Consider the following 16,565-nt stretch of genomic DNA (forward strand, 5'->3'; position numbering starts at 1 on the left):
GGGCATGAGGACACTCACGCTGAGCACGCTGCCGTGGAAGCAACTGCTGGTGTGGGGGATCTTTGGTTTTGCGTTTGCGATGATTCCGCTCGCCTTTGCACTGACGGGGGATGACCTAAACAAAACGGCCTCCGGGTTCAAAGAGGCGATCGAACGAGGGGATGTTTATCTGATCTGTGTGGCGCTGGTTGGGGATAGTCTCGGACGATTTGTGATGATCCGCAAGAAGACGATCTGGGACGTATTGTCGGTTGGTTTTGTGATCGCGTACACCGTCATGGTTTCGTTCGAGTTTGGGGTTATCAGCACGATGCTCCATAGCGAGACGACGAGGGCGATGATTCCCGACGGCCGGGTTCAGATGCACAGCTGGTACTACGGGATTGGGGTATTGATTCTTGGGAGCGCGGCCGCGATAAGGACGGCGGACTGAGATGGCGTGGATCGATTTCAAGTCGGGGTTCGCGCTGGTGGGGTCGCTGGTTGTGCTGGCGGGAAGCCTTGATTCGCGAATGAGAAAGCGGAAGGAGAAGCCTGAGGATCCAGAGAATCCGCGAGAGCGGCCGAAGCCTGAGACGCCTCGTGACTCTGACAAACCTCAGGCGGCATGGGTTCCTACGGCTGCTGACATGAAGACAGGGCAGGATGTTGAGCCCTCAAAGCTCCTTGACGTATCACATGCACGGAATCCCAAGTAAGCCTTGGCTGGTAGCTTGCTTGACGGGATTCGTCTCGTTGAAAGAGATCCCTGTTACTCGCGCGATCTGATGATTCGCTTCTGGGGGTGGCTTGCCCGACGCGAGGCATCCGGTGATGATTGCTGGGTGACCTGGGAGGATTTGTGATGCGGCGAGTGGTGGCGGTTTTTTTGATGGTTGCTGGATGTGCTGTGGCTTGGGGGCAGTCTTCGAGTTGGCCTGCGGGGGCGGAGCATGCGGTGGTGAAGCTTTGGCCGAAGGGGGTTCCGGGTGCGGCTGCTGCTGCGACGGGGCCGGAGGCGGACACTTCGACGGCGGCGAGCGAGAAGATTGCGGGAAGGCCGGTGGTGCGGTTGGGGGATGTGTCGGTGCCTACGCTGACGGTGTATGTGCCGAAGGTGGGCAATGGTGCTGGGGTCGTGGTGTTTCCGGGAGGTGGGTACAGCATTCTGGCGATGGATCTGGAGGGGACCGAGGTTTGCGAGTGGCTGAACTCGCGAGGGGTTGCGTGCTTTCTGCTGAAGTATCGGGTGCCGGGGACGGGGCCTTATCCGAAGTCGGCTGCGGCGCTTGAGGATGCACAGAGAGCGGTGGGGATGGTGCGGGCTCGGGCTGGGGAGTGGAAGGTTGATCCAAAGAAGATTGGTGTGCTGGGGTTTTCTGCTGGCGGGCATCTGGCGGCGGCAGTGAGTACCCACTATGAGACGAGGCTCTACGCGAAGGTGGATTCGGCGGACGAGTTGAGTTGCAGGCCGGACTTTGCGGTGGTGGTGTATCCGGGGGAGATGGCGGATGCGGAGAATGGGATGAAGTTCAGTGCGGATATTCCGGTGACCAGAGATACGCCGCCCACGTTTCTGGTGCAGGCAGAGGATGATACGGTGCATGTGGAGAATGCGGTGGATTACTTTCTGGCGTTGAAGGGCGCGGGTGTTCCGGCTGAGCTGCATGTGTATGCAGAAGGCGGGCATGGTTATGGACTGCGGCGGACGAAGCTTCCGGTGACGGGGTGGCCTGATCTGGTGGATGAGTGGATGAAGACGATTGGAGTGACGCCGGGAGTGCAGTGAGGAAGCTGCCTGAAGACACTCGCGCCTGAGTGATCGCGGCGAGAGTCTTGTTGAAACGCACAAAAGTTGTGATGGAGAGGCGGGGCGCGGTCAACTGTGCAGAGCGACGCGGGGCTGGTGGTTGAGGGAAGGCTCATGGAGGGTTGCGGGTTTCTTCTTGCCGAGGCGCTGGCCCTGGCGGATGAAGGGCTCTTCCACGCAGAGGCAGAAGAGCCACGCGAGGAGGAGGGTGGCGGCGAGGTAGAGGGGAAACTGCACCCAGGGGGAGAGGGTGTTGCGCAGGGAGAAGGTGAGGGCGAGCAGTACGGGGACGTGGATGAGATAGAGGCTGTAGGAGACTCTGCCGAGGAAGCGCGGGATGGACGAGAGAAGGAAGCGCTGGACTGGCGGGGCGTTGAGGCCCACGACGATGAATCCGATCGCTCCTGCGGCTACGAGCCATTCGGTTGCCGTCATGGTCCAAGGGCGGCGAAAGTCCCACAGGAAGGGGACGCTGAAGTTGTAGAGGGCGAAGGAGACGGCGGCGATGCCGAAGCGAATGGCTACGGGGAGAGAGCGGAAGCGCGTGGAGATTGTCTTGAGGTGCCGGGCGAGGAGTATTCCGAAGATGAAGAAGGCGGTGTAGTGAACGGTTCTCAAGAGGCCGGTGGTTTGATCGGCATCGGGATGGAACAAGACTACGAGGAACGTGGTGAGCGATAGGGCGAGGGCGAGCAGGAGAGCGATGCTGGTTCGCAGGCGAAGGATGAAGTAGGCGAGGAGGGGGAAGATGATGGAGATTCGCATCTCGATGATGAGGGACCAGATGACGAAGTTGAACTGCTGCCAGTTGTAGATGCCGAGGAAGGCGATGTGCTGGAGGACGAGGGTCCAACGGACTGGCTCGGACCAGAAGGGTGCGGCCCAGGCGCCGCGGGCGTGGTTACCGTGCCAGATGGCGGCGCCGGCGATGGAGAGAATCAGGGCGGCGAGGTAGGGTCCGTAGATGCGCAGGATGCGGCGAGCGAGGAAGATGGGATAGGGCTGGCTTCGACCTAGAAGGTAGGGGAAGGAAAGGACCAGGCCGCTGAGGACGAAGAAGAGCATGACGGCTTCGTGTCCTGCGTAAAGGGGATAGAAGAGCAGCGTGAGATGAAGGCGGTGCCAGAGGGGTCCGTGCGTGGGCCAGGGCCAGGCGGGCCACATGAGAACAAAGTGATGAAGAACGACGGCGAGGGAGGCCAAACCGCGGAGCGAGTCGAGCTCACGCAGCCGAGGTTGCGGGTCGGCGCCAGCAGGCGCTGTGGGCGTTGATGGCTGGCCGGTTGATGAAGCGATGGCCACGGAGATTTCCTCGCGGTGCGCGAAGAGAGATCGGCACAGAGACGGTGACGAAATTACAACTGCGGGGGCCTGGAATCGAGGGAACGAGGGGAGAATACCATACGGCGGACGGCAAAAATTTGCGCAGAACACCTGTTATCTATGCGCCGGGGAGGCAAGAATCATGGCAATGGGGCGAGGTGAAGTGATTAGTGTTTGAGGCGATGCTCGGGCGGAAGTTGTGGCGGAGGTTGGTGGCGTCGGATATGCTGGTCGCACTCCGTATATCAAATTTCGCTGAACATTTTTCTAAACGAGGATAGACGATGCTTCGCTTGCTTCTGCACTGGATTCTGAATGCTGTGGCTTTGCTGGTGGTGGCGCACTTTGTTCAGGGCTTTGACGTGAGTAACTTCGTGTCGGCGCTGATTGCCGTCGTGGTGATTGGGCTCTTCAACGCGACGATCGGATTGTTTTTGAAGATCATTACGCTACCGCTAAGCATTCTTACGTTCGGGATATTTTTTCTTGTGGTGAATGCGGTGATTCTCTGGTTCTCGAGCAAGTTTGTGCCGGGGTTTGCGGTGACGACGTTCAAAGCGGCGTTTCTTGGTGCGCTGGCGCTGGCGGTGCTGCATCTGCTGTTTGGGTTCTTTGGGTCGGCGCCGAAGCGGAGGTCTTAAGCGGGCTTAGAGTTGTAGTCTGCGAGAGATAGCGTTATTGGAGATTTCGGAGACACGCGAGTGAGGAACCCTTTGGACTATCCATTGCTGGTAGCTGTGATTGCGTTTTTTCTGATGTGGTTTGCGGCTTGGGTGGGAAGGCGACTGAGCCGTCGGCGATCGGATTTGACGGAGGAGATTCGCACCGATTTCGGCGTTGTACAAGCAGCGACCTTGACGTTGCTGGGGTTGATTATCGGGTTCAGCTTTTCGATGGCGACGGGACGGTACGATCTGCGCAAAACGTATGAAGAGGCAGAGGCGAATGCGATTGGAACAGAGTATGTAAGGGCGGATCTGCTTCCGGCGGCGGATGGAGCGCGGCTGCGGGCGCTGTTGACGCAGTACACCGATCTGCGGATTGGGTTTTACAGGACGCGGAGCCCCCAGGTGTTGCAGCAGATTAATTTGGATACGGCCCGGGTGCAGGGAGAGCTTTGGGCGGCAGCATCGAAGCCAGCGGTGGCGCAGCCTTCGCCGGTGATTGCGCTGGCAGTCGGCGGAATGAATGACGTGCTGAACTCGCAGGGGTATACGCAGGCGGCGTGGTGGAACAGGATTCCTGTTGCAGCATGGGGTCTGATGTTTGCCATCGCCACCTTCAGCAATGCCCTGGTGGGGTATGGGGCGCGGGGGATGGAATGGAGGCTGTTTATGGTGCTTCCGCTGGTGGTGGCGATCTCGTTTTTCCTGATCGCGGATATCGATAGTCCGCGGGGTGGAGTGATCAAGGTGCGGCCACAGAATCTGGTTAGTTTGCGGGCTGGGTTGGGGGCGGAGTGAGTTGCGACACGAATGGGTGATTCTTTTTGACGATGAGCTTTTCGGTGAGGTGGAGGATGTGGACTCGATAGACGCGCTTTAGCGGAGGACCAGTTGCGTTGAGAGTTACGACTTGTTGCAGATCGTGCGGATCGCGTCGGCGTAGTTCAAGGGATTTGAGGAGAGTTCGAAGCAGATGGATGCGTGACCGTCCGGCAGGTCGAGGACGAGCTGGTAGAAGTTTCCGTAGCCGACGAGGACAAACTTTGCGCCGCCGCAGTCGAGGTTGCCGCGCTGCCTTGCCAGGGTGAGGAGAGTTGGATTTACGAACAGCTCTTCGTAGCGGTCGGACTCTGAGGCAGAGGCGCCGGAGATTGCGGAACGCTGACGGGAGGCTAGGTGGCCTTGTCGGTAGAGGGCTACGTAACGGATGGCGGGGGCGACGGCGAAGATTTGGTCTATGGTGTAGGGGGGAGACGGCATGAGCGATTTTATCGCTGCGTCTGATTGTTACGGGATGTTGGTGAAGTGGTGGTGAAACAGCGGGTTCCTCCACTACGCTGCGCTCCGGTCGGAATGACGGCCAAAATTTAAATGCAAAATGCAACAGCAGATTGCTCCGCTTCGCTGCGGAATGACAACAAAGTAACAAGCAACGGCAGATCCTCCGCTTTTCTGCGGAACGACAGCAAAGGCACAAGCAACGACAAGAGCAACGACAAACACGGTGGTCTCTCCACTGCGCGACGGACGGTGAGACTGTCCGTCGCTTCGGTCGAGATGACGTTGTTTTGGAAGAAAAATAAAGGCTGCTGAGGAGAATGAGGTCTGTTACCAGGGGTCGAGGCCTAGGAGTTTGCGACCTAGTGGGGTTAGTTCGGCGGTTTTGTATTTGGTGCGCTCCCACTCGCGGGGGTCGCCGGGGAAGGCGAAGCCTTCGGGGGCGCGGCGTTCGCGCCAGGATTCGATGCGGCGCTGGCGAATCTCTTCGTTGCCTCCGTCGGCGGGCGTCATGGAGATGTATTGCGCTACGCGGGCTTTGTCTTCGGAGGTGTTGGGGCGGATGCCGTGGGTGAGCAGGCTGTTGAAGATGAGGAGGTCGCCGGCTTTCATGAGGACAGGTTTCAGGTCGTAGCCGGTGATGTCGGGCTTGAAGCCGTCGCGATCGGCGGGCTGGGTCTTCTTCCAGGCTTCGAAGTTGCGGAAGATCTCGGGGACGCACTGAAAGCCGCCAGTGGATTCGTCGGTGTCGACGAGGGAGAGGACGCCCTGGACGTTGACGGGGAGCGGGTCGAGGGTGGTGTCGACGTCGTTGTGGATGAAGCCGGCGAAGGCGCGGCCGCTGCGGTTGGGGGTGTTGAGGTTGGCGCGGTCGATGGTGACCCAGAGGCGCTCGTCGTCCCAGATGTCGACGAAGGCGTCGTAGACGCGGGGCTCCTGGCGGTTGTCCCAGAGGGTTTGGTGGTTGTAGACCTCGACCATGCCGCTGTTGTTGAGTTCTTTCATGGCGTGGTTGCGCAGCTGGGCGGCGTTCCAGGTCCCGACGTCGTTGGGGTCCATTTCCTGAAACTCCCAGAGGAAGTTGCGTGTGCGCTCGACGTTGGCGGAGGGGACGGCCTGGCGGACGACGACGTAGCCGTAGGTCTGCCAGTGGTCGAAGTCGGCTTGCGAGAGGACACGGAGGGGGAGCTTTTTCTTGATCTCGCGGAGGGGCTGACGGGCGACTTCGATGTTGAGGCTGTTTTCGCCGGGCTTGCCGACGACGTTGTGTTCGAGGACTGCGGTTTGGGTTCTCATTTTCGGTTCCGATCCTTTGCGCGGGTTGCGTACGAGAGAACTTTAGAGCGGGAGTGAGGCGAGTTGTTGGCTTTGGGTGCCAATTACTGGTACTGGAGTCTCACTTGGGTGGGGGTTGTGGCTATAATTGCGTCGGCTTTGGGTAGCTAGTTCGGTTGTCGGGCAAGGCGCAGGATGAAACCGTTTTTGGAGCATATCAAGACGTCGAAGGATTCTTCGTGGGTGTTGTTTGATCGGCGGCTGCCTGCGATTCCGTTTGAGTGGCACTACAACAGCGAGTATGAGTTGACGTTGACGTTGAATAGTCGCGGGCAGAGGTTCATTGGGGACAACATCTCGCGGTATGACGATGGGGACCTGGTGCTGATTGGGCCGAAGATTCCGCATACGTGGTGCTCGAGTGAGGATGTTTGTAAGGAGCGGGAGCATCAGGCGCTGGTGCTTTGGTTCAGCGATGCGTTTGTGAAGGGGATGATCGATCCGCATGTAGAGCTGAGGCCGATTCGACGGCTGCTGGAGCGGTCTTCGCGGGCGTTGACGTTTTCTGAGCCGGTGAGGGAGAAGGCGCGGGAGATTATCTGCGCGATGGTTGGGCAGGGTGCTGGGCCGAGGCTGACTGGGTTGCTGAATGTTTTGCTGCTGCTGGCGGAGGATGCTGGGAGTGCGCCGCTGGCTTCGGAGGCTAATCAGAGTGAGAGTTTTGCGGAGGCGACTGAGGAGCGGATTGGGAAGGTGATCTCGCATCTGCATGAGCACTATCGCGATGAGATGGTGGTGGAGAAGCTGGTGAAGGTTGGGGCGTTGAGCCGGAGCTCGCTGCATCGGCTGTTCAAGCGGCAGACGCGGATGACGATGGGGATGTATGTGGCACATCTGCGCGTGGGGCACGCTTGTGCGCTGCTTCTGAATAGTGAGAAGCCGATTGCGGTGATTGCGGATGAGGTGGGGTATGGGAATCTGGCTAATTTCAATCGGCAGTTTAAGGGGCTGAAGGGACAGACGCCTCGGGAGTTTCGAAGGGCGTTTCAGCGTGTCCTGCCGGACGGGCCGCCTGCGCGGCGGGCGGTCACTTCGTGACTTTTGTACCTTGTCGTGGTGGCGCGGGCGTTGTGATCCTCGCGTTGCTCGGGTTTGGGTTAGGCGAATTGCTCGAGGAAGCGCATGTCGCCGGAGTAGAAGTGGCCTATGTCGGAGACGCCGTGAAGCATCATGGCGATGCGCTCGACACCCATGCCGAAGGCGAAGCCGGTGATCTTTTCGGGGTTGTAGGTGTCGTCGGAAGGGTTCAGTTTGCGGCGTTCGGCGGTGACGGCGGCGAAGACGGCGGGGTCGACCATGCCGCAGCCGAGGAGCTCGATCCAGCCGGAGTGTTTGCACTTGCGACAGCCCTTGCCGCCGCAGAAGATGCAGGAGATCTGGACGTCGGCGCTGGGTTCGGTGAAGGGGAAGAAGGATGGGAAGAAGCGGGTTTTGACGTCGGAGCCGAAGAGAGCCTTCATGGCGTGGTCTAACGTTCCTTTTAGATCCGAGAACGTTATGTTGGTGTCGACGCAGAGGCCTTCGATCTGATGGAAGATGGGCGAGTGGGTTGCGTCGGCTGCGTCGTTGCGGTGGACCTTGCCGGGGATGACGATGCGGATGGGTGGGGCCTGCGCGATCATGGTGCGGATCTGGACGGGGCTCGTGTGGGTGCGCATGAGGAGGCGGTCGCGTGAGGGGCGCCCGTGCTGGTTGGCGATGACGAGGGTGTCCTGGGTGTCGCGGGCGGGGTGGTTTTCGGGGAAGTTCAGGGCTTCGAAGTTGTAGAAGTCGGACTCGACCTGGGGGCCAAGGTTAGTGCTGTAGCCGAGATGGTGGAAGACGGAGACGATCTCGTGCATGGTCTTGAGGAGTGGGTGGGGGATGCCGGGGGCGCGGAGGGAGCCGGGGAGGGTGATGTCGATTCCCTGCACTGCTGCGGCTTTTGTCGAGGTTGGGGTTTCGAGGGCGGCTTCGATCTGCTGCTTGAGTTGGTTGAAGCGGATGCCGAGGGCTTTTTTGGCTTCGGGTGGGGCGGATTTTAACCAGGCTTCGCTGATGAGCTTGAGGCGACCCTGCTTGCGGCCGAGCCAGTGGAGGCGGAAGGCTTCGACGTCATTTGTGTCGGCGGTGCGGACTTCTTCGGCGAGGGTGGCGAAGGCGGCGTCGAGGGAGGGTTCGTCGAAGGTGTGGAGTTGAGGGATGGCTTCGTTCATGGGTTGTGTTCAGGATAAATTACATGGGTGTCTAGGGAACTTCAGGGCGTCGAGGACGCGATACCGCGCGGGGCTGACGGTCCTTCTAGTTGTTGGCTGGGAGAGCCTCGCTTGCGAACCCTCGCGTACCTGTTGGCGCCGCAAAGACAGAAGCATATCCCTGCGGGATGACAACCAAAGGACAAGCAACATCAACGACAACGACAACGACAACGGCAAAATGCGGGGGTCTCTCCACTGCGGCGGCAAATCGCCGCCTTCGGTCGAGATGACGATTCTTTTGGAGGTGGTTAGAGAATAGCGTCGTTACCTGGGACTAGCCCGTGCTCCATGATCCCCGAAGTTCGCTCATTCTGTTCCGTTTATTAGTCCTGCTCGCCGAAAACGGTTGCGTAGGTTTTTCCGTAGGGGTAGAAGCGGTCCTTTTCGCCGCGTTGCCAGGCCGCTCTGTGTTCGGCGTCGGTGATGTCCCAGTCGGGGCGGCATTTTTTGGTGATCTCGCGGAGGTCCTGGCGCAGTTCTTCAAGGGTAGGACGGCCCCAGAACCAATAGCCGTTGTAGACCTTGAAGACGACGAGACCGGGCTCGAGGACGATGGTATGGGGAATCATGGGATTGTGGGTGGTGTCGGTGTATTCGGCGATGTCGAGGTCTTTCTGGATGCGGCGTCCGGCGTCGGAGAGGAAGGTCCAGTGAGCACCGACTCCTAACCGATATTCCTTGGTTTCGACAATATTGTCGGTGCTGATGGTGACGAGACGGCTGTAGCCTACTTCCATCTCGCGATGGAGCTGGACGAGGAGCTCTGCCTGGCGGCGATCTTTGGGGCAGAATCCTCCGCGGCCGAGGACGAGGACCATGGGGTCCGGTCCCTGCAGTTCGGAGAGCTTGCGCCGGGTGGCGGTGTGGTCGCTTAGTTCGTAGTCGGGGAAGATGGCTCCGGGGACGATGTCTGGGCGCATGCTGGATCCTCCTGTGTTAATGATGCCCCGAACTGCGTCGTTGATTTCAATAAGACGACAGCCGGTGCTATAGACCTGTTTTCCGCTGGGGAACGCGGCAGTCGGTGCTGGCGATCGAGGCGGGAAAGTATGCTCCTTCGCTGGAGCTGGCGTTTTTGGATTGCGGATGCGTTTTGGGGTGGGGGCGCAGGAGGTGTTTCAGCGGGAGTATGAAGAACAGCCCTGAACGCTGAGTATGGACTTTGTGCGATCAGGGCCGTTTGGGTGTTTCCACTAGACGCCTGCCTGGTTGGATCGGCCTGAGCCTGCGGGGTTTGTGAGTTTGCTGACGGGTGCCGACTTTATCAGGATGGGACCGGATTTGGTCTCTTTTCGCCAGATGCGAATCATCTCAAGCGTCTCAGCCTGGGTTAGCTTGGCCAACTTGGTGAGCGGATCGCCGGCCTTGGCGTTCATCGGACGGACGATGGTTGCTTCGTTAATCCCGGGACGGATTCTGAGGAAGACTCCACCGACTTGTCTTGGATTTGGAGTAGGCGGTGTGGTCGCCATCCTTAGTTCGCCGTTGGGCTTCATGTTGTTGAGCGCGTATACGGCGCAGTTTCCATCTTTGAGGAGTTCACGAACCAGGTCCTTGACGAGCTCCGACTGATTTGAATTGAACTCGATACCATGCACATTGGGCATTTTGCATGCCTCCCTTCTGACTTCTATGCCCATGCTATTGAGTCGCGTATAAGTAGTTCGTAAATGGCAACTTGGGGGCGTTGGGAGGGCCGGTGTAACGGTGAATCAGAGGGCGGAGAGGACGATGAGGACGACCAGGACGCCCAGGAAAAGGCTGCGGCGGTCGGTGATGGCGTAGACGACGGGGTCTTCGTCGAGCTGGCCGCGGGAGGCTGTGAACCAGAGGCGGCTGATCCAGAGGAGAAGGACGGGGACGAGAAGCCAGAGGCGGGCGGTGTGGTGATAGAGCTGGGCGGCGTCGAGGTTTGAGATGTAGAGGGTGAGGACGACGACCGAGGCGTAGCCGCTTGCGGTGCCAAAGCTGCGGAGCTGTTCGATGTCGGAGACGTGGTAGCCGCGGCCGCCTGCGGTGGAGCCGCCGCGCTCGCTGAGGTTTTCGAGCTCGGCGAAGCGTTTGACGAAGGCGAGGGAGAGAAAGAAGAAGATGCTGAATCCGGCGAGCCAGGTGGAGACGGGAATTCCTGTGGCGGCTGAGCCGGCGATGATGCGAACGGTGTAGAGGCCGGAGAGGACGATGACGTCGACCAGGACGGAGCGTTTGAGACGCAGCGAGTAGGCGAGGGTGGTGACCAGATAGATGCCCAGCCAGAGGAGAAAGTGGTGAGGTCGAATCAGACTGGCGTCGGGCGAGATGGCTGAGATGACAATCGGGACGAGGAGGGCCAGGGCGAGAGAGGTTGCGAGGAAGAGGGCGATGACGGCGATGCCGGAGAGGGCGGAGAGATCTCCGGAGGCGAAGGGGCGGCGGCGCTTGCGGGGGTGCTGGCGGTCGGCTTCGAGGTCGAGGAGGTCGTTGACGATGTAGGTGGCTGAGGCGCAGAGGCCGAAGCTGAGGAAGGCCAGGGCGGCGCCGGCGAGGATGCCGGGGGTCCAGTTGTGGGCGAGGAGGAGCGGGAGGAAGATGAGGACGTTTTTAGCCCACTGGTGGAGGCGAATGGCTTTGGGCCAGGCTTTGAGGGGGGAGACGGTCTCGTCGAAGGTGCGGGCGGGGGTGACGCGGGCTTTGCGGAGGGCGGCGCGGAGGGCGGGGGTGGGGTTGGCGACCATGGGCTCCTTGCAGCTTTCGAGGAGGGTGAGGTCGGGCATGGCGTTGCCGATGTAGGTGAAGTTGTCGCCGAATTGGGCGTGGAAGGCGGCTAGCTTGTTTTTGCCGGCGAGGTTGAGTTGGCCGTCGGAGGCGAGGACGCCGGTGAAGAGGCCGAGGTGGGCGGCGACGCGGTGGGCGGTGTCGGCGTCGGCGGCAGTGGCCAGGTAAATAGGGCGGCCGGTGGAGTGTTGTTGTTGCAGATACTGAAGGAGTTCCCGGTTATAGGGGAGGTGGGCGACGTCGAGCTGGACGGTGGCGGCGAGGTGGCGTTTGAGGGCGGCTTTGCCCTGGAGGAGCCAGGAGGGGATTTTGAGGAGGGCCAGGGGATGGTGGCGGGCGACGGCGAGCGCGGAGTCGTGCAGGGTGTCGGATTTGACGAGGGTTCCGTCGAGGTCGACGCAGAGGACCGGGAGCGCGGCAGTGTCAATTTCAGTGGCCGAGAGAGGCAAAAGTGTCCTTTCGTACGTCTAACCAAAATATTTGGAATTAGCGCATCACGTTGCACAGTGGTTCGGCTGGCCGTTGAGCAAGGAAGTGCTTGGTCGACCAACGTCATTATCATTTATTCTTAGATATCTGGCACAGTAATCAATTTGTTCGTGCAGTGAATTTTACCGAGAGAGCAGAGACCACCTCTATGCTGTCAACGCAAGTGAATGAGAAAGAACGACACGATGGGGTAGCGGCGGCCGAGTCGCAGAGAGATTTGCGGCACGCCGAGCCGTTGCCAGAGGAGCCGAAGGGTTCGTCGGCGCGGAAGTGGATTGTGGTTTTGGTGATACTCGCGGTGGTGGGGGCGGCGGTGTGGAAGATCCGCCGGAACACGAAGGAACAGAACGGCGTGCAGATGATGATGGCGGCGCAGGCGGACCGGCCGGCTTCGGTGCAGGTGTCTGCGGTACAGCAGAAGACGATGCCGATCTTCCTGACGGCGTTGGGAACGGTGACGGCGTACAACACCGTGACGATCAAGTCGCGTGTGGATGGGCAGTTGATGCAGGTGCCGGTGCGCGAAGGGCAAGCCGTGCGGCAGGGACAGACGCTGGCTGAGATTGACCCGAAGCCTTACCAGGCGGCGTTGGAACAGGCGCAGGGACAGTTGGTGAAAGACCAGGCGAACGCGGTGAATGCTCGTGCGGAGGCGGCGCGGTATGAGGCGCTGCTGTCGGCTGGCGTGGTTTCGAAGGAGAGCCAGCAGGCGCAGGCTTCGACGGCTGGGCAGGCGGAGGGATCGATCGCTTCGGACCACGCGGCGATTGAAGCCGCTAAGGTGAACCTGGGGTATACGAAGATTCTTTCGCCGATCAATGGAGTGGTTGGGCTTCGGCAGGTCGATGCTGGAAATATTGTGCATGCGGCAGATACAAATGGCTTGCTGGTAGTGACACAGCTGCAGCCGATCGCGGTGATCTTTACACTGCCGGAAGATCAGCTGCCTGAGGTGTTGAGGCGAACGCGCGCGGGCGACAAGCTGGTGGTGGAGGCGTATGACCGGGCTGCGGCGACGCATCTGGCGAGTGGAAGTTTGTTGACGGTCGATAACCAGATTGACACGACGACCGGAACGGTGAAGGCAAAGGCCGTCTTCGAAAATAAAGACGGTGCTTTGTTTCCGAATCAGTTTGTGAATGTGCGATTGATCCTGCAGGAGAAACGCAATGCGGTGGTGATTCCGGCTTCGGCGCTGCAGACGGGAACGCAGGGGAACTTTGTTTATCTGCTGAAGCAGGGGCAGCCGCCGCCTGATCCGTTGGCGAAGAAGAATGCGGATGGTCCGACGATTGAGCTGCCAGAGAACCAGACGAAATTTTATGTCGAGGCGCAGACGGTAAACGTGGAACTGACCGAGGGGACGCAGGTGATCCTGAGCGGCGGCGTGAGGCCGGGAGACCAGATTGTGGTGGATGGGCAGGAGAAGCTGAAGAATGGAAGCAAGGTGTTTCCGAAGACTGCTCCGACGAAGGCTGGAGATGGGACTACTGCGGAGTTGGGAATGACGAGCAACGTGGGGCAGCCCTCGTGAGTCCTTCGAAGCCGTTTATTCTTCGGCCTGTGGCCACCTCGCTCTTGATGGTGGCCATTTTGCTTGCGGGGTTTGTCGCGTATGAGCAGCTGCCGGTGTCGGCGTTGCCGCAGGTGGACTATCCGACGATCCAAGTACAGACGTTTTATCCGGGGGCGAGTCCGGAGGTAATGGCGTCGTCGGTAACGGCTCCGCTGGAGAGGCAGTTTGGGCAGATACCTGGGCTTAGCCAGATGACATCGTCGAGCTCGGGCGGCGGAAGTGTGATTACGCTGCAGTTTTCGCTGGCGGAGTCGATCGATATCGCACAGCAGGATGTGCAGGCGGCGATCAATGCGGCGTTCAGCTATCTGCCGAAGGACCTGCCGAATCCGCCGGTATATAGCAAGGTGAATCCCGCTGATGCTCCGATTATGACCTTGGCGCTGACGAGCGATACGCTTCCGCTTTCGAAGGTGGAGGACCTGGCGGATACGGTGATCGCTCAGAAGATCTCGCAGCTTTCGGGCGTGGGATTGGTGTCGATCAATGGTGGGCAGAAGCCGGCTGTGCGGATTCAGGCGAACCCGACGGCGCTGGCGAACTATGGACTGAGCCTTGAAGATATTCGGGCTGCGGTCGGAACAACGAATGTGGATCAGGCGAAGGGAAATCTGAATGGAGCGAGCCAGTCCTATACGATCGGCGCGAACGATCAGCTGCCTTCGAGTGGAGCTTATAACAATGTGATTATTGCTTACCGGAACGGGTCTCCAGTGAGGCTGTCGGATGTGGCGAATGCGGTGGACAGCGCGGAGAACCTGTTTCAGGCGGCTTGGATGGGAACCGCGGTACAGGCTGGGGCGGGTGGGCAGGTGCGCGAGGCGGTGTTGAAGCCGGCGGTGATTGTGAACATCCAACGGCAGCCGGGGGCGAACATCATCGGCGTGGTGGATGAGGTGCAGAAGATTCTGCCGCAGCTGCGTTCGACGATGCCGGCGACGGTGCAACTGCAGGTGCTGACGGATCGGACGAATACGATTCGCGCTTCAGTGAAGGACGTGCAGTTTTCGCTGGTGCTGACTATTGGATTGGTCGTGATGGTGATCTTCCTGTTTCTGCGGTCGATTGCTGCGACGATTATTCCTTCGGTTGCGGTGCCGCTGTCGATTGTGGGGACGTTTGGAGTGATGTACCTGCTGGGGTACAGCCTGAATAACCTGTCGCTGATGGCGCTGACGATCTCTACAGGGTTTGTGGTGGATGACGCGATCGTGATGATCGAGAACATCTCGCGTTTTCTGGAGCAGGGAGATTCTCCGCTGGAGGCTGCGCTAAAGGGCTCGGAGCAGATTGGATTCACCATCGTTTCGCTGACGGTGAGTCTGATTGCGGTGCTGATTCCGCTGCTGTTCATGGGCGATATTGTCGGTCGGCTGTTCCGCGAGTTTGCTGTAACTCTGGCAGTTACAATTCTGGTTTCGGCGCTGGTTTCGCTGACGTTGACGCCGATGATGTCGGCGAAGCTGTTGAAGCATACGCCTGAGAGCGAGCAGAATACCTTCTACAAAAAGAGCGAAGAGTTCTTTGAGTATGTAATTGCGAAGTATGCGGTGGGTGTGCGGTTTGTACTGCGGCACCAGACTGCTACATTGCTGGTGACGCTGGCTACGTTTGCGCTGACGGTTTATCTGTTTTTGATAGTGCCGAAGGGGTTCTTTCCGGTTCAGGATACGGGTGTGCTACTGGGGATAACGGAGGCTCCGCAGACGATCAGCTTCAATGCGATGAGCTCGCGGCAACAGGCGCTGGCGAGGATCATTCTGCAGGATAAAGATGTTGAGAGCGTGTCATCGTTCATTGGAATCGATGGAACGAACTCTACTTTGAACAGCGGGCGCATTCAGATTAATTTGAAAGATCGGGAGCAGAGAAGCTCGACGGCGCTGGAGGTGATCGAACGGCTGGAGCCGAAGGTTGCAACAGTGGATGGGATTCAGTGTTTTCTGCAGCCGCTGCAGGATCTGACGGTGGAAGATCGCGTGAGCCGCACGCAGTACCAGTATTCGCTGGAGGATGCGAATGTTGAGGAGCTGACGATGTGGACCAGCAGAATGGTCGGAAAGCTGAAACAGATTCCGATTTTGAGCGATGTGGCGAGCGATGAGCAGATGAGCGGGCTCGAGGCGCAGCTTGTGATCGACCGCGATACCGCGTCGAGGCTGGGGATTACGCCGCAAAACATCGACGACACGCTGGATGACGCGTTTGCGCAACGGCAGGTCTCGACGATCTTTACGCAGCAAAACCAGTATCACGTGGTGTTGGAGGTGGCTCCGAAGTATCAGCGGAATCCGGCGGCGCTCGACAACATTTATGTGAAGAGCTCCAACGGGACGCAGGTGCCGCTGTCGACGTTTACGCACTTTGAGGAGAAGCCTACGGCGCTTGTGATCAATCACCAGGGGCAGTTCCCTGCTGTGACGATCTCGTTCAATCTGGCGCCGGGCAAGTCTATCGGCGACGCAGTGGATGCGGTGAACAAGGCTCAGGCGGAGTTGCATATGCCGCCGAGCGTGAAGGGTGAATTCCAAGGTTCGGCGAAGGCCTTTGAGTCTTCGATCGCGAATGAGCCGCTGTTGATTCTGGCTGCGCTGATCGTGGTGTATATCGTACTGGGCGTTTTGTACGAGAGCTATATTCATCCGATTACGATTCTTTCGACGCTTCCCTCGGCTGGAGTTGGCGCGATTCTGGCGCTGCTGCTGTTCCATGTGGATTTGAGTGTGATTGCGCTGATCGGAATTATTTTGCTGATAGGCATTGTGAAGAAGAACGCGATTATGATGATCGACTTTGCGCTGGAGGCCGAGCGCGAGCAGGGAATGACGCCGACGGAGGCGATCTATCAGGCATGTCTGCTGCGGTTTAGGCCGATTATGATGACGACGATGGCGGCGCTGCTGGGCGGTCTGCCGCTGGCGTTGGGTACAGGCACGGGTAGCGAGTTGCGGCGGCCGCTGGGTATCACGATTGTGGGTGGACTGATTGTGTCGCAGGTGTTGACGCTGTTTACGACGCCGGTGGTTTATCTGTTCTTCGACCGGCTTGCGCGCAGGTCGGGGCGTTCGAAGGATGTGGAGTTGCACGCGCATGCGATGTCGGCTGATTGATGGTTAAGG

15 protein-coding genes are annotated in these 16,565 nt (G+C 59.3%); 8 read left to right on the forward strand and 7 right to left on the reverse strand.

What is annotated here, in order from left to right:
* Positions 1–4: 4 nt before the first annotated feature.
* The 3 genes from RBB81_RS02935 to RBB81_RS02945 all read left to right on the forward strand — a co-directional run bounded on the left by RBB81_RS02935 (position 5) and on the right by RBB81_RS02945 (position 1,768).
* On the forward strand, positions 5–433 hold the full coding sequence (locus RBB81_RS02935; protein ID WP_353072659.1) for a hypothetical protein: 429 nt from the start codon (positions 5–7) through the stop codon (positions 431–433).
* Position 434: 1 nt separating this feature from the next.
* The gene (locus RBB81_RS02940) at positions 435–698 is read left to right on the forward strand and encodes a hypothetical protein (RefSeq protein ID WP_353072660.1); all 264 of its coding nucleotides are present in this window, start codon (positions 435–437) and stop codon (positions 696–698) included.
* Positions 699–844: 146 nt separating this feature from the next.
* The gene (locus tag RBB81_RS02945) at positions 845–1,768 is read left to right on the forward strand and encodes an alpha/beta hydrolase (protein ID WP_353072661.1); all 924 of its coding nucleotides are present in this window, start codon (positions 845–847) and stop codon (positions 1,766–1,768) included.
* A gap of 90 nt (positions 1,769–1,858) precedes the next feature.
* Here the strand turns inward: RBB81_RS02945 and RBB81_RS02950 are convergent, their stop codons facing one another.
* A complete protein-coding gene (locus tag RBB81_RS02950; RefSeq protein ID WP_353072662.1) occupies positions 1,859–3,091 on the reverse strand; it encodes an acyltransferase family protein in 1,233 nt (410 codons plus the stop codon).
* Between the two features lie 305 nt (positions 3,092–3,396).
* Between RBB81_RS02950 and RBB81_RS02955 the strand changes: the two genes are divergently transcribed.
* Both RBB81_RS02955 and RBB81_RS02960 read left to right on the forward strand, forming a co-directional pair.
* Entirely contained in the window at positions 3,397–3,753 is a 357-nt protein-coding gene (locus RBB81_RS02955) for a phage holin family protein (protein WP_353072663.1), read from the forward strand.
* A 60-nt stretch (positions 3,754–3,813) separates the two neighbouring features.
* Positions 3,814–4,575 carry a hypothetical protein gene (locus tag RBB81_RS02960; protein WP_179586526.1) on the forward strand — a complete coding sequence of 254 codons (762 nt, stop codon included), beginning with the start codon at positions 3,814–3,816 and terminating at the stop codon, positions 4,573–4,575.
* A 105-nt stretch (positions 4,576–4,680) separates the two neighbouring features.
* On the opposite strand, the gene RBB81_RS02965 is transcribed toward RBB81_RS02960, so the two are convergent.
* Together RBB81_RS02965 and RBB81_RS02970 are read right to left on the reverse strand one after the other, a co-directional pair.
* Entirely contained in the window at positions 4,681–5,037 is a 357-nt protein-coding gene (locus RBB81_RS02965; RefSeq protein ID WP_353072664.1) for a hypothetical protein, read from the reverse strand.
* A gap of 348 nt (positions 5,038–5,385) precedes the next feature.
* Positions 5,386–6,351 carry a phytanoyl-CoA dioxygenase family protein gene (locus RBB81_RS02970; RefSeq protein WP_353072665.1) on the reverse strand — a complete coding sequence of 322 codons (966 nt, stop codon included), beginning with the start codon at positions 6,349–6,351 and terminating at the stop codon, positions 5,386–5,388.
* Between the two features lie 174 nt (positions 6,352–6,525).
* Here RBB81_RS02970 and RBB81_RS02975 point away from each other — a divergent pair, with 174 nt between their 5' ends.
* Positions 6,526–7,428, forward strand: coding sequence for an AraC family transcriptional regulator (locus tag RBB81_RS02975; protein WP_353072666.1), 903 nt, complete (start codon positions 6,526–6,528; stop codon positions 7,426–7,428).
* Positions 7,429–7,487: 59 nt separating this feature from the next.
* On the opposite strand, the gene pheS is transcribed toward RBB81_RS02975, so the two are convergent.
* From pheS to RBB81_RS02995, 4 genes are all read right to left on the reverse strand, one after another.
* On the reverse strand, positions 7,488–8,585 hold the full coding sequence (pheS, locus tag RBB81_RS02980) for a phenylalanine--tRNA ligase subunit alpha (RefSeq protein ID WP_353072667.1): 1,098 nt from the start codon (positions 8,583–8,585) through the stop codon (positions 7,488–7,490).
* A 365-nt stretch (positions 8,586–8,950) separates the two neighbouring features.
* Positions 8,951–9,547: a redoxin domain-containing protein gene (locus RBB81_RS02985; protein ID WP_353072668.1), complete on the reverse strand. Its 597-nt coding sequence runs from the start codon at positions 9,545–9,547 to the stop codon at positions 8,951–8,953.
* A gap of 273 nt (positions 9,548–9,820) precedes the next feature.
* Positions 9,821–10,234 (reverse strand): CRISPR-associated protein Cas5, encoded by a 414-nt coding sequence (locus RBB81_RS02990; RefSeq protein ID WP_353072669.1) that lies wholly within the window; start codon positions 10,232–10,234, stop codon positions 9,821–9,823.
* Positions 10,235–10,339: 105 nt separating this feature from the next.
* On the reverse strand, positions 10,340–11,830 hold the full coding sequence (locus tag RBB81_RS02995) for a UbiA family prenyltransferase (protein WP_353072670.1): 1,491 nt from the start codon (positions 11,828–11,830) through the stop codon (positions 10,340–10,342).
* A gap of 188 nt (positions 11,831–12,018) precedes the next feature.
* On the opposite strand from RBB81_RS02995, the gene RBB81_RS03000 reads away from it, so the two are divergent.
* Positions 12,019–13,404, forward strand: a complete 1,386-nt coding sequence (locus tag RBB81_RS03000; RefSeq protein WP_353072671.1) for an efflux RND transporter periplasmic adaptor subunit — start codon at positions 12,019–12,021, stop codon at positions 13,402–13,404.
* Positions 13,401–16,556, forward strand: coding sequence for a multidrug efflux RND transporter permease subunit (locus tag RBB81_RS03005; protein WP_353072672.1), 3,156 nt, complete (start codon positions 13,401–13,403; stop codon positions 16,554–16,556). The genes RBB81_RS03000 and RBB81_RS03005 overlap by 4 nt, the downstream gene beginning before the upstream one ends.
* Positions 16,557–16,565: the final 9 nt, after the last annotated feature.

The organism is Tunturibacter gelidoferens (assembly GCF_040358255.1).
Taxonomy (GTDB): Bacteria; Acidobacteriota; Terriglobia; order Terriglobales; family Acidobacteriaceae; genus Edaphobacter; species Edaphobacter gelidiferens.

What these genes read in the sequence shown, in the direction of transcription:
- RBB81_RS02990 (WP_353072669.1), bottom strand. Translation starts at nt 10,234, where the DNA reads ATGCCCAATGTGCATGGTATCGAGTTCAATTCAAATCAGTCGGAGCTC.
- RBB81_RS02970 (WP_353072665.1), bottom strand. Translation starts at nt 6,351, where the DNA reads ATGAGAACCCAAACCGCAGTCCTCGAACACAACGTCGTCGGCAAGCCC.
- RBB81_RS02935 (WP_353072659.1), top strand. Translation starts at nt 5, where the DNA reads ATGAGGACACTCACGCTGAGCACGCTGCCGTGGAAGCAACTGCTGGTG.
- RBB81_RS02985 (WP_353072668.1), bottom strand. Translation starts at nt 9,547, where the DNA reads ATGCGCCCAGACATCGTCCCCGGAGCCATCTTCCCCGACTACGAACTA.
- RBB81_RS02955 (WP_353072663.1), top strand. Translation starts at nt 3,397, where the DNA reads ATGCTTCGCTTGCTTCTGCACTGGATTCTGAATGCTGTGGCTTTGCTG.
- RBB81_RS02940 (WP_353072660.1), top strand. Translation starts at nt 435, where the DNA reads ATGGCGTGGATCGATTTCAAGTCGGGGTTCGCGCTGGTGGGGTCGCTG.
- RBB81_RS02975 (WP_353072666.1), top strand. Translation starts at nt 6,526, where the DNA reads ATGAAACCGTTTTTGGAGCATATCAAGACGTCGAAGGATTCTTCGTGG.
- RBB81_RS03000 (WP_353072671.1), top strand. Translation starts at nt 12,019, where the DNA reads ATGCTGTCAACGCAAGTGAATGAGAAAGAACGACACGATGGGGTAGCG.
- RBB81_RS02965 (WP_353072664.1), bottom strand. Translation starts at nt 5,037, where the DNA reads ATGCCGTCTCCCCCCTACACCATAGACCAAATCTTCGCCGTCGCCCCC.
- RBB81_RS02945 (WP_353072661.1), top strand. Translation starts at nt 845, where the DNA reads ATGCGGCGAGTGGTGGCGGTTTTTTTGATGGTTGCTGGATGTGCTGTG.
- pheS (WP_353072667.1), bottom strand. Translation starts at nt 8,585, where the DNA reads ATGAACGAAGCCATCCCTCAACTCCACACCTTCGACGAACCCTCCCTC.